The organism is bacterium, from assembly GCA_016703265.1.
Lineage (GTDB): Bacteria > Krumholzibacteriota > Krumholzibacteriia > LZORAL124-64-63 > LZORAL124-64-63 > CAINDZ01.
Map to the genome: position 1 here is coordinate 1 of JADJCK010000010.1, position 11,367 is coordinate 11,367.

13 protein-coding genes and 2 pseudogenes are annotated in these 11,367 nt (G+C 69.2%); 10 read left to right on the forward strand and 5 right to left on the reverse strand.

Annotation, left to right across the window (positions count from 1 at the left end):
- Nucleotides 1–80 precede the first annotated feature (80 nt).
- From IPG61_17470 to IPG61_17500, 7 genes are all read left to right on the forward strand, one after another.
- On the forward strand, nt 81–224 hold the full coding sequence (locus IPG61_17470) for a hypothetical protein (GenBank protein ID MBK6735829.1): 144 nt from the start codon (nt 81–83) through the stop codon (nt 222–224).
- A 6-nt stretch (nt 225–230) separates the two neighbouring features.
- Entirely contained in the window at nt 231–560 is a 330-nt protein-coding gene (locus IPG61_17475) for a hypothetical protein (protein MBK6735830.1), read from the forward strand.
- Nucleotides 548–1,351: a hypothetical protein gene (locus tag IPG61_17480; GenBank protein ID MBK6735831.1), complete on the forward strand. Its 804-nt coding sequence runs from the start codon at nt 548–550 to the stop codon at nt 1,349–1,351. The genes IPG61_17475 and IPG61_17480 overlap by 13 nt, the downstream gene beginning before the upstream one ends.
- Before the next feature lie 57 nt (nt 1,352–1,408).
- Entirely contained in the window at nt 1,409–1,633 is a 225-nt protein-coding gene (locus tag IPG61_17485) for a hypothetical protein (protein MBK6735832.1), read from the forward strand.
- A gap of 71 nt (nt 1,634–1,704) precedes the next feature.
- Nucleotides 1,705–3,033: a hypothetical protein gene (locus IPG61_17490; GenBank protein ID MBK6735833.1), complete on the forward strand. Its 1,329-nt coding sequence runs from the start codon at nt 1,705–1,707 to the stop codon at nt 3,031–3,033.
- A 175-nt stretch (nt 3,034–3,208) separates the two neighbouring features.
- Complete coding sequence (locus tag IPG61_17495; GenBank protein MBK6735834.1) at nt 3,209–3,445, forward strand: hypothetical protein; 237 nt, start codon at nt 3,209–3,211, stop codon at nt 3,443–3,445.
- Entirely contained in the window at nt 3,432–3,791 is a 360-nt protein-coding gene (locus tag IPG61_17500; GenBank protein ID MBK6735835.1) for a translation initiation factor Sui1, read from the forward strand. Before IPG61_17495 ends, IPG61_17500 begins: the two co-directional genes overlap by 14 nt.
- Nucleotides 3,792–3,875: 84 nt before the next feature.
- Here IPG61_17500 and IPG61_17505 read toward each other — a convergent pair whose 3' ends face one another.
- From IPG61_17505 to IPG61_17525, 5 genes and pseudogenes are all read right to left on the reverse strand, one after another.
- Complete coding sequence (locus IPG61_17505; GenBank protein MBK6735836.1) at nt 3,876–5,567, reverse strand: acyl-CoA dehydrogenase family protein; 1,692 nt, start codon at nt 5,565–5,567, stop codon at nt 3,876–3,878.
- 151 nt (nt 5,568–5,718) lie between these two features.
- Nucleotides 5,719–6,898 (reverse strand): annotated as a pseudogene (locus IPG61_17510) (thiolase family protein).
- A gap of 776 nt (nt 6,899–7,674) precedes the next feature.
- Nucleotides 7,675–8,211: a hypothetical protein gene (locus IPG61_17515; GenBank protein MBK6735837.1), complete on the reverse strand. Its 537-nt coding sequence runs from the start codon at nt 8,209–8,211 to the stop codon at nt 7,675–7,677.
- Between the two features lie 175 nt (nt 8,212–8,386).
- Nucleotides 8,387–8,806, reverse strand: a pseudogene (locus tag IPG61_17520) (3-hydroxyacyl-CoA dehydrogenase family protein).
- Nucleotides 8,807–9,186: 380 nt separating this feature from the next.
- Nucleotides 9,187–9,276, reverse strand: a complete 90-nt coding sequence (locus IPG61_17525; GenBank protein ID MBK6735838.1) for a hypothetical protein — start codon at nt 9,274–9,276, stop codon at nt 9,187–9,189.
- Between the two features lie 413 nt (nt 9,277–9,689).
- Between IPG61_17525 and IPG61_17530 the strand changes: the two genes are divergently transcribed.
- The 3 genes from IPG61_17530 to IPG61_17540 all read left to right on the forward strand — a co-directional run bounded on the left by IPG61_17530 (nt 9,690) and on the right by IPG61_17540 (nt 11,327).
- Nucleotides 9,690–9,827, forward strand: coding sequence for a hypothetical protein (locus IPG61_17530; GenBank protein ID MBK6735839.1), 138 nt, complete (start codon nt 9,690–9,692; stop codon nt 9,825–9,827).
- A gap of 859 nt (nt 9,828–10,686) precedes the next feature.
- Nucleotides 10,687–10,911 carry a hypothetical protein gene (locus tag IPG61_17535; GenBank protein MBK6735840.1) on the forward strand — a complete coding sequence of 75 codons (225 nt, stop codon included), beginning with the start codon at nt 10,687–10,689 and terminating at the stop codon, nt 10,909–10,911.
- A 44-nt stretch (nt 10,912–10,955) separates the two neighbouring features.
- Nucleotides 10,956–11,327: a hypothetical protein gene (locus IPG61_17540; GenBank protein MBK6735841.1), complete on the forward strand. Its 372-nt coding sequence runs from the start codon at nt 10,956–10,958 to the stop codon at nt 11,325–11,327.
- Nucleotides 11,328–11,367 lie beyond the last annotated feature (40 nt).

Below are 11,367 nucleotides of genomic sequence, written 5' to 3' on the forward strand. Positions count from 1 at the left end.
CCGCCGTCGGCGCCGACCTGCCGACCCGCTGCCGCTGCCGGGCCTGCTGACGGTGACGGGCGACCGGCGGCGCGGGCGCGATGGGCCGTTTTGCGGAACGTGCCGCGCCACCAGGTCGAGGCGGCGCGCGGGTGCGCTGGGGCGTCGAGGCCCGGGTGCGTGGCCTCGAGTTCGAGGAGATCTACCGGCTCAACGCCACCGCAAACGACGGGAGGAAGGAATGAAACGCGATGGGCCTGAATCGCAGTTGCTGGTGGGAGGCGGGGATGGTCTCGCGGATGAGCCTCGGCGTGGCGGTGCCGCTGGTGGTCGTCATCGTGCCGGTCTTCAGGTCGGGCAGCCAGGCGATGGCGTCGTTCAGCGCGCTGTTCATGACCGCGCAGGTCACCTGTGCGGTAACGACCTCGCACAAGGAGATCATCGCGGCCAGCCGGCTTCTTCCAGCCGGGGCTGCGCAGGAACCCTGCCAGGCCCAGTTCTCCTGGGCGGCCGGGCTCGCCGTGGTGATGGCTGCATTGCCGGTGCTTTCCATCCGGACTTCGGCGGCATGCGCCCATTGATGGTGGCCGGTTCGGTGCTGTGTGTCCACGCGCTGTTCGCGCTGGCGACGTTTCTATATCCCGTGGTCGTTCCAGGTCCCGGTCTGGATCTGGTACCTCTGGTTCCCGGCCAGGATCGTGGCTACCGGTCGCAGTCCGGTGAACTGGATGCGGTCTTCGACACGGCGTGGCCGTGGCTGGTGGCTGCGGCGGCGCTGTTGCGGGCTGCCCGGGCGCAGCCTGGCGCAGCCGGGGCTGTACTGGCGCCTTCACGGCACGATGGTGCTCGGCGGGACGACCTGTTCCGACCCGGGCGCATCGTCGCGTACAAGCAGCAGAGGGGTTGTCATGTCCGCGCAGGACAGGGGCCGGCCTGGCGGCGTCGCCTGATCGACCGGCTGATCGGCCGCGCGGCGATCGCTAACGGCAACGGTCGCCCTGTCCTGACTCGCATCTGGCAACTGCTGGCGCTGGACATCGCCATGACCGTCACCGTGCGCCGTTGGTTGCTGGTGGTGCTGGGCCTCGGCATCCCGGTGATGATGTTGTCGGGCGGTTACATCGACGGCGATTCCCGCGAGGGCATGCTGGACTTCTGGTTCGCGGGGCTGGTCTACCAGTGGGCCAGCTGGCCGTTCTTCAGTCTCGCGGCCGTGCTGCTCACGGCGCCGATGACCTCGTGCTCGCGGCGCACCGGCATCCGCGCCGAGGTGGAGCTGATGGGGCGGCTGATGCTGTTGGCTCTCGGCGGGACGCTGCTGACAGCCGCGGTGTTCAAGTTCTTCGCTGCCGTGCTGCCGCCGCTGACCTGAACGGCAACCTGGTCACCCTACAGCGCGCCTCTGCCGCACGGCATCTGGCTGGTGCCCATGCTGGCGCCGTTCGCCTGGCTTGGCGTGGCGCTGCGGCCGCAGGGGCACAGCTCCCTGCCGTCGGTATTCCTGGTGATGTCTTTCATCTGGGGCCACGCACTCCTGAGCTCGCAGCCGTACAGCATCTCCGTGCCGATCATGGCAGCGCTGTCCCTCGTCGCGCTGGGCGTGGCCTATGGACTGCGGCGCCGCTGGTGGGAGAAGGCGGACTTGCCGCACTAGGATCGGCGGCCGGCGCTTGTCAGGCCGGCGCCGCTTCGGTACCTACAGGTGGACCCCGAGCGGAAGGATGCATGATGCCCCTTTGGTTCCGTTCAGCTTCCGTCCTTGTCTTCCTGTTGAGCGCGGCCGCCGTCCGCGCCGCCTGTCCGGAGCCCGCGGCGCTGCCCGATACCGCGGGATTCGCCGTGGAGGTGGCGACGCTCCGGGCGTTGCCGCCGGAGGCGCGGGCCGCCCTCGCGGCGAGAGCTGCGGCAGCCTGTGAGCCCTGGGTCGGCGAATTCCGCGCCCGCGACGGGAAGGTGGCGCGCAGTCTCGATGTGATTTTCAGTCGAGGTTGCCTGTCCCGGTGGCGCACGGGGCTCCACGGTTCCCAGCTTCTTCTCCCCAATGACCAGCTCGTGACTGCGAACGCCGACTTCACGGCCGCCCTGGCCGCCGACCCCTGCTGCCTCACGGCGCTCGTGGCCCGCGGCCTGGTCCGCAAGGCAGCCGGAGAACCGCGCGCGGCCATCGCCGACTGGAGTCGGGCGCTGCGCCTGCTCGAGGATGCCGACGCCGAAGAAGCGGACAAGGATGCAGCAGCAATGCGCGCGAGCCTGCGACGCACCGCAGGTTGGGCCTGCTTGCCTGCAGCCGCCTTGGCATGGGAGCAGGCGGAAGCCGCGGCGACGATGATGGTCGGCCGTCAGGGGCGCCGGCCCGACGGGCCGGCGCTCATCCACGGCTCTGCCTGGCCGGCAGCGGGCGAAACCGCCGAAGCCATCGACTGGACGGGTCGGATGCCGCCGATCGAGTACCGGCACACCTCGTCGCTGAGCGCCGGCTACGAGGCCTCCCCGGGTTCGTTCGCCAACGACTGGATCCGGTCGCAGGCGCTGCTGGCGGACGGCGACTTTGCCGGCGCCCGCTGGGCGCTCGGCGATATCGACGGCCGCCGGTTCCACAACCTGCCTCTGGCCGATGTCTACTGGCAGGATGCCGGACTTGTCTGCGAACTGGCCGGTGACCGAGATGCGGGTCGCTGCTACGAGCGTGCGCACAGTCGCGCACCCTGTGGTTCGCACGCCCAACCGAAGGCACGACTGCCGCGCCGCTCGTGCTCGGATTTCCCGCGGCCGGCGTGCCCTTCTTCACGACCGGCGACGGCGCTTTCACAGGCGGATCGCCGTTCGGTTTCCTGGCCCGGCAGATGGCCCTGGCTGTGGAGGAAGTCGAGCCGGCTGCCCGCGAAAAGGCGCGACTGCGCGCCCTGGAATGTTGTGAGATGCTTGTTCGGCGCAACCTTCGGCCGGACATCGTGCGGGCCATGCGTGCGCGACTGTACCTGGCGGCTGGTTGCCCGGCGCAGGCAGGTCCCGACCTGCAGTATGCGCGCGACGCCTTCGCGGTGCAGGGCGTGATCGATCCCGGAACATCCCTGCTTCTGGGGCAGCTGGAGCTCGCGGCTGGACGGCCCGAGCGTGCCCGGGAACTTTTCGGCGAAGCCGTGGGGGCGGCACCGGAGAGTGCGCTGAACTGGCGGGCGCTGGGCGTCGCCCTGAGCGAGGCCGGGCTGTCGCCGAAGCGCGCAACGCCATGGAAAAGGCGCTGGCGCTCGAGCCGGATTCGATGGAAGGTTGGTACAACCTCGGGGTGCTGGACTGGAAGCAGGGCGACGGCATCGCCTCGCTGGCACACCTGGAAAAGGCCTGGTCGCTGGATCCCGGAAACGAGCGCGTGCAGTACATGTTGCAGACGGTTGCCACGGCGCGACGGACGCCCGACACCGGCAGCGGCGCTGCATCGGAAGTGCGGATTGATGAAGGACCGTGACAACAAACTCGTCTATTCGAGCGACGGCGGCCGCGCCTGCCCGGTCTGCGGCGCGCCCGTCGTCGACTGCCGCTGTGCCAAGTCGGTCACGAACAGCACGCGCGGTGACGGCATTGTGCGCGTCGCCCGCGAGACCAAGGGGCGCAAGGGCGCCGGCGTGACCGTGGTGACCGGCGTGCCGCTCGACGCGGCGGCGCTGAAGGACCTGGCCGGAGAATTGAAGCGCTCCTGCGGCTCGGGCGGCACGGTGCGCGACGGTGTCATCGAGATCCAGGGCGAGCACCGCGACCGGTTGGTGACGCTGCTGCAGGCGCGGGGGTGGACGGTGAAGCGGGCGGGGGGCTGAGGGCGCGACGCTTCCGGGCAGAACGAAGGCCGCGCTCCGGATTGGAGCGCGGCCTTGCCATTGTCGACCAGGTCCCGGCCGGCGCTAGCCGACGGTATACCCGTCCGCATCGATCACACGCTGTGCGATGCGGTCGTGCAGCTTCGTCCGGTTCAGCGCCTCGTGCTTCGCCAGCCGCCGCAGGCCGGCCATCATCACGCGCAGCTCGTCGCCCTCGCAGGTGGCGCCCAGGACATTGCGCGCCAGCGTGGAGACCTTTTCCATGGCGTCGTGCGTGTACAGGCGCACCATGTCGGCCATCGGCTCGGCGGCAGCCTGGCCGTCGCGGGCGGCCTTCTTCTGCGCGCGCAGCAGGCCGCTTTCGCAGGCAAACGTCTCGATGGCGATGTCGGCGATGTCGGCCAGCACGCCCTGCTGGTCCTTCAGCGACATCCCGAACTTCTGCGCCGCCAGGCCCAGCGTGGCCAGGATGACCTTCTTCATGCCGGCGACCTGCTGGGCCTCGGACTCGAGGAAGCCCGGCTCGTGCGGGTCGACGAACGAGGGCATGCCGGTCAGCTCCTCGGCTACCGCCTTCGCGGCGCCGAAGAAGGCCAACTCGCCCTTCAGGGCCTTTTTCATGATCATGCCGGGCACCAGCATCCGGTTGATCTCATTGGTGCCCTCGAAGATGCGGTTGATGCGCTCGTCGCGGTAGAACCTCTCCAGCGGGTATTCGCTGCAGTAGCCGTACCCGCCCAGCATCTGCACGCCTTCCTCGGTGGAATGGGCCAGCGCCTCGGACGAGAAGACCTTGATCATCGAGCACTCGATCGAAAACTCCTCGACCGTGCCGACCGCCTGCAGTTCGTAGTCGGGCGCCGCCTTGTCGAGCGTGGCAATGGCCGCATCCATCAGGCCGGCGGTGCGGTAGACCATCGACTCGGCCACGAATCCGTGTGCCATCACGTCGGCGATCTTGCGGCGGATCAGGCCGAAGCTGCACAGGGGCTGCCCGAACTGGTGCCTCTGCTTGGTGTAGGGCACCGAGTGCTTCATCGTCATCTTGAGGCCGCCCAGGGTGCTGGCGCCCAGCTTGAAGCGGCCCACGTTGAGGATGTTGAAGGCGATGTGATGGCCCTTGCCGATGGTGCCCAGCACGTTGCCGACGGGAACCTTCACGTCCTCGAGGATGATGGCGCACGTGCTCGAGCCCTTGATGCCCATCTTGTGCTCTTCGGGCCCGATGGTCACGCCCTGCGACTTCAGGTCGACGATGAAGCACGTGAACTTCTCGCCGTCGATCTTGGCGAAGAGGATGCAGATGTCGGCGTAGGCGGCATTGGTGATGAACTGCTTGGCGCCGTTCAGCACGTAATGCTGACCGTCGGGCGCCAGCACGGCGGTGGTGGCCGCCGCCAGCGCGTCGGAGCCGCTGCCGGTCTCGGTCAGCGCGTAGCAGCTGAGCAGTTCGCCGGTGGCCAGGCGCGGCAGGTACTCGGCCTTCTGCGCCGGTGTACCGTAGTAGGCGATGGGCAGCGTGCCGATGCCCGCCTGCGCGCCGTGCGTGACGGCGAAGCTGCCGCCCCAGGCCACGCCCTCGGAGACGATCATGATCGTGGCCTTGTTCGAGCCGAGGCCGCCGTAGGCTTCAGGCACGTCGGCCATGAGCAGGCCCATGGGGCCGGCCGCCTTCAGCAGGTCACGGCCGAGCATGGTGTTGCCCTTCATCTCGAAATCTTCGCGGATGGGCGCAATGTGGCGCTCGACGAAGTCGGACACCGTGGTGGCGAACATCCGCTGCGTCTCGTCGAAGTCCTCGGGCGTGAAGCAATCGGCCGGCGCGGTCTCGCGCAGGATGAACTCGCCGCCGGTGGGGTAGGTCCTGACCGTCTGTCGTGCTCTCCTTGTCCGTCCGGTGGCGAACCGGCGCGGGTGATCACCAGCCTCAGATCGCTTCGAAGATGCCGGCGGCGCCCATGCCCTGCCGATGCACATGGTCACCAGGGCATACCTGCGGCCGCGGCGCTTCAGTTCGTGCAGGGCGGTGGCCAGCAGCTTGGCCCCCGTGCAGCCCAGCGGATGTCCCAGGGCGATGGCCCCGCCGTTCGGGTTCAGGCGCGGGTCGTCCGGCCGCAGGCCCAGGCCTTTGCAGACCGCCAGGCTCTGCGCGGCGAAGGCCTCGTTGAGCTCGATGACGTCCATCTGCTCGAGCCGCAGCCCGGCCTGTGCCAGGGCGCGCGGCACGGCCTCGACCGGGCCGATGCCCATGTAGTCGGGAGCGACACCGGCCACCGCATAGCCGACGAAGCGCGCCAGCGGCACGGCGCCGATCGAGTCGGCGAACGCGCGCGTGCCGAGCAGCGCGCTGCGGCGCCATCGCTCATCTGGCTGGAGTTGCCTGCGGTCACGGTGCCGTCGACCTTGAAGGCGGGCTTCAGTTTCGCCAGCGCCTCGACGGTGGTGTCGGCGCGCGGGCCCTCGTCCACCCTGAACTCGACATCCTTCTGCGCCGGCCGGCCCTTGGCGTCGCGGCCCGGCAGGGCGGCCATGACCGGCACGATCTCGGCCTCGAAGCGGCCGGCGGCGATCGCGGCGACGGCCTTGCGGTGGCTCTCGCAGGCGAAGGTGTCCTGCTCCTGGCGCGTGATGCCGTCACGCACCACCAGGTTCTCGGCGGTGATGCCCATGTTCGTGAGGTACTCGGGGTGCTCGTGCGCCATGGCCGGGCTGGGCAGGTAGCGCAGGCCTCCCATGGGCACCATGGTCATCGTCTCGACGCCGCCGGCGATCACCGCCTCGGCCTGGCCGCAGGCGATCTTCAGCGCCGCGTAGTTGACCGTCTCCAGCCCCGACGAGCAGAACCGGTTGATGGTCATGCCGGGCACCGTGACCGGCAGCCCGGCCATCAGCGCGATGTTGCGGCCCACGTTCATGCCCTGCTCGGCCTCGGGCATGGCGCAGCCGACGATCACGTCGCCGATGCGCGCCGGGTCGATGCCCGGGTGTTCGGCCATGAGTTGCCTGATCACGGCGGCGCCCATGTCGTCCGGGCGCGTGTGGCGAAGCGTCTCTGGAGTGCGCGGCCCACGGCGGCGCGGCGCGGAGATGACGACGACTTCCTGCATCGGTTCCACTCTCCCTAGTTCCGCAGCGGTTTGCCGGACTTCACGAGGCTTTCCATGCGGGCGAGCGTCTTCGGCTCGCCGATCAGGCGCATGAAACCTCGCGTTCCAGGTGAGCATCTCCTGCCCGGTGATGGTCGATCCGGGCGGCACGGCGCCGCCGCTGAGCACGTTCGCCAGCACCATGCCGAGCTTGCGGTCGTGCGCGGTGGCGTAGCCACCCTGTTCCATGTTGTAGAGGACCGACTCGGCCAGGGCGATGCCGGCCGTGCCCATGACCGGGATGGCGGTGCGCTCGACCGGGGGTTCGAAGCCGTTGCGTGCCATGGCCAGCGCGATCTCCTTGGCGTCGGCGGGCACGTGGTCGCGGTGCATCGACCAGGTGTCGCCGGGACGCAGGAAACCGAGGTCGCGGCCTTCCTCGGCGCTGGTGGCGACCTTCGCGGTGCCGATGGTCTCGAACGTGCGCCGGAACGCGGGCTGCAGGTCGCGCGGGTCGGTCAGGCGCGCCAGGTTGCGCAGGTACAGGCGCAGGCAGAGCCGCCGGCGGCGGATCACGCCGGCGCCCATCTCGACCAGGCCGATATACGTCTCGGCTGCGGCGCGCACGGCGTTGCCGCCGAGCGTGATCTCGCAGCCGCCGCCCAGGGCCATGCCGCCGGCGGCTGTCACGACCGGTACGCCGCAGTGCTCGAGCCGGCCGCACGCGGCCTGGAACGCGCGCACGATGAGGTCGATGTCCTCCCAGCCGCCCCTCGGCCGCTCCATCATCAGCATCATCAGGTTGGCGCCGGCCGAGAAGTTCTCGGACGGGTTGGCCACGACCAGGGCCTGCCAGTTTTCTCCGCCTCGGTGCAGGCGGTCATGATCATGTTGAGGTGGTCCTGGCCGATGGCGTTCATCTTCGAGTGGAATTCCAGGCAGAGGACGCCGTCGCCCAGGTCGAGCAGGCTGGCTCCGGGGTTGCGGCGCACTTCGCGACCGGTGCGGCGCAGGATCTCGAAATCGAACGCGCGCGCGTCGCCCGGCACCGGCGCGAAGCCGCCGGGCGTGGAGGTGGGACTGCAGCGGACGCCGTCGACCTCGCGGTACAGCGAATCGGCGCCGGCGGCGTAGAGCGCGTCGACCCACGCCGGCAGCGGGCACTTTTCCTGGCGCAGCCGCTCGGTGACGGCGCGGAAGCCGAGGGCGTCCCAGGTCTCGAACGGGCCCAGCTTCCAGTTGAAGCCCCAGCACACGGCCTGGTCGATCTGCGCGGCGCTGTCGCAGATCTCGCCGACGCGCATCGCGCTGTAGGAGAAGCTGGCCGCGAGCATCTTCCAGATGGCCTGGCCGGCCTTGCCCTGGCCGAAGGCGAGCTGGCGCAGGCGGGCGGGCAGGTCTCGATGGGCCGCGCGGCCTCGATCTCGGGAACTTCGCCTTCACCTGGTCGCGGTACTCGAGCGTCTGCAGGTCGAGGGCCAGCAGCTTCTTCTGCGGCTCTTTCAGCATGCGGAAGAAGCCGCCGCCGCTCTTGCGGCCCAGCAGCCCGCGTTCGACCATGCGGCGCACGAACTCGGGGGCCTTGAAGGTCTCGCGGGCCTCGTCAGCGGGAACCAGCGGGTAGAGGTTGTCGGCCACGTGCAGGAAGGTGTCGAGGCCGACGAGGTCGGCCAGCTGGAAGGTGGCCGTCCTGGGGCGGCCGATGGCCGGTCCGCTGAGCGCATCCACTTCCTCGATCGTCAGTCCCAGTTCCTGCATCACGGCGAAGGTGGCCATCATCGCGTGCACGCCGACGCGGTTGGCGATGAAGTTCGGCGTGTCGCGCGCGATCACGACGCCCTTGCCCAGGCGGTCGCGCGCGAAGGCGCAGACATCGTCGAGCACGCCCGGGTCGGTGTCGTGCGTGGGGATCACTTCGAAGAGCTTCATGTAGCGCGGCGGGTTGAAGAAGTGCGTGCCCAGGAACCGCGGTTTCAGTGCGGCCGGCAGCACGGCGCTCATCGCCGCCAGCGAGAGCCCCGAGGTGTTGCTGGTCAGCAGCGCGTCGTCGCGCACATGCGGGGCCACGGCCGCCAGCACCTTGAGCTTGATGGGCAGGTCTTCCCTTCACGACCTCGATGATCCAGTCGGCCTCGCGGACCTTCGGCAGGTCGTCCTCGATGTTGCCGGTGGTGATGAAGGAAGCACGCTCGGCCGAGAACAGCGGGAGGGGCGGCTCTTGACCATCGCAGCCACGGCTTTCGGCGGCCAGCCGACCGCGTACCTTCGGTGGTCGGGCGCCAGCCCGGCGGCCTTCGGCGTCGTTGAGCTCACGGGGCGATGTCGAGCACGAGCGAGCGCACGCCGGCGTTGGCGAAGTGGGCGGCGATGGCGCTGCCCATGACGCCGGAGCCCAGCACGGCGACGGTCCTGGATCTGCCTGCGCATGGTCCAGCCTTTCCGGCGGGGTGCCCGCCGCGAGGGCCATTAATGAATGACTATTCAGTCAAAGATGACTTTACCAGTCGGAAACCCGGGTGTCAACGGCGCGGCCGCCCCGCAATTGATTTACTTGCAGGGCAGGATCTGCTAAGGTGCAGCGGCCCAGCAGACTCACGGAAGCGGCCCGGCTTCCGAACGGGACCGCAACTGAATGGATGTTCAGCCGTTGCCCCGCCCGGCCACCGGTCAAAGAAGGAAGCATCCTCGACGCGGTTGTCGTCGAGATCGCCAGCCACGGCTACCACGGCACCACTGGCGATGATCGCCTGGCGCGGCGTGGCGACGGCACTATCTACCTCTATTTCCGGAACAAGGAAGAGATCTCGTCTCCTTGTTCGACCGCGCGATGGACCGCTTGTCGAGCAGGGCGCGCGCGAACTGGTCGACCTGGTCGCTGGCGGCCCGCCTCGGGCGCATCATCGAACTGCATCTCGAACTGGTCGTTTCGGAAGCGACCTGGCGATTATGATCACAGCAGGCCGAACTGCGGTACAGCCTCCACTTTCGACCAGCTCGCCGCGCGAAGGGGGGGCCTACCCGCAGGCCATTGCCCAGCGATTACTGCTCGAAGGGCAGGCGGTCGGCCTGCGGCGCACCGATCCTCGAGGCGACGCTTGCCATTAAGGCCGCCGTCGGCGTGCCCGACGAGATGGCCACCGACTGGCGTGCCGTCACGCCGCAAACACCCGGTTGCAGGCAGCGGGCCGGGAAGCCGCGACCGGCTTCGGTTCACCGTTAGCGCTTGGCGTCCGTTTCGCCTGTTCAAGGTGCCTTACACGCGGTTCCATCTCAACGGCACGCGACTTGCAACTCCCGCCTGTGCCTGGGCCTTTCGGCCATCGGACCCGCGTTGTTCGAAGCAAGGGTGAAACTTCAACCGGGGACCGAACATGCCAAGGAGCGCCGCCGTGCGGCTCGCCGAGCATCTGGTCGGGCTTGGGCTTGATTCGCCCCGGGGCGGTATTGACAGTTTTCTGGGCAGGACGGCGTTAGCTTCTGACCTTTGGCCCAGTTGCATAGCCCCGCTGCCGGGCGAGGTCGCGAGCCCGGCCAGCCCGGCGGCAAGACGGCACCAGCTAACGCCCAGGTGACGGGCGCGATTCCTTTCGTCGCGCGCGCCCGCGACGTCGACTGGAACACGGACGGCCCCGGCCGACGCGACGCGGTGCTGACGAGCACGGCACCGCACCGCCATGTCTGCCGACGCCAACGTTGCTCATCGGCGCGCAGGTCACGCCCGAGGCGCAGCTGTTGCCGGCGGGCTCGTCGCGCTTCACGCCGCAGGACCAGTCCAACCTGCTGATCCCGCTGGGACGCTGATCGGCCAATTGACCGCTGTCGCGCTGGCGGGCTTCCGCTTCGTGAATTGCCGCGTACGAGCGGCAGGCCGGCTCGCCTTCGTCACGTCGCCGACGGCGATCGATGCCGGCGGCAACGCGGTGCTCGGCCATTACGGGCCGGTGCAATCCTCGAACAGCCGAGCTCAGCCAGGGCCTGGGTCGCTGTCGCCGGGCGTGATCATGCCGGCCAGCGGCGTCGGAGCGGCAGCCTGACGGTCTTCCGCGTCGACGAATCGAACCGCAGATCGACAGCGCGCGTGCACGCTCATCTGCCGGGCGACCCTGGCCGCAGCGGCACCGGCGACGCGTTCGCGGCGCATCCGGCCGCCGGCGCGATTGCCGCTGCCGGCGCCCGGTATACCGCGGCCGGCAGCGAAGCCGGCTACGACGGCGCGCCGGCGAGCCAGAGCGGCGTACGCCGCTGCTTGACGCTGGCGGGCCACGACCGACTGTTGGAACCCGGCGCTCGGTCCATGAATCAGGTCCGCAGCTTGACGACAGTTGGCAATCTACGCCGCCGACTTTCACGCGTTGGCCGGCGGCACGGCGCAGGGCACCGTGGCGCTGGCCACGACCGGCGGGCAGACACCACCGCCTACGACATCGACGAGTCATGTGTGCAGCTTTGAGGCATCCCGCCAATCGCCGTGACCGCGTGGCAGCGGCAAA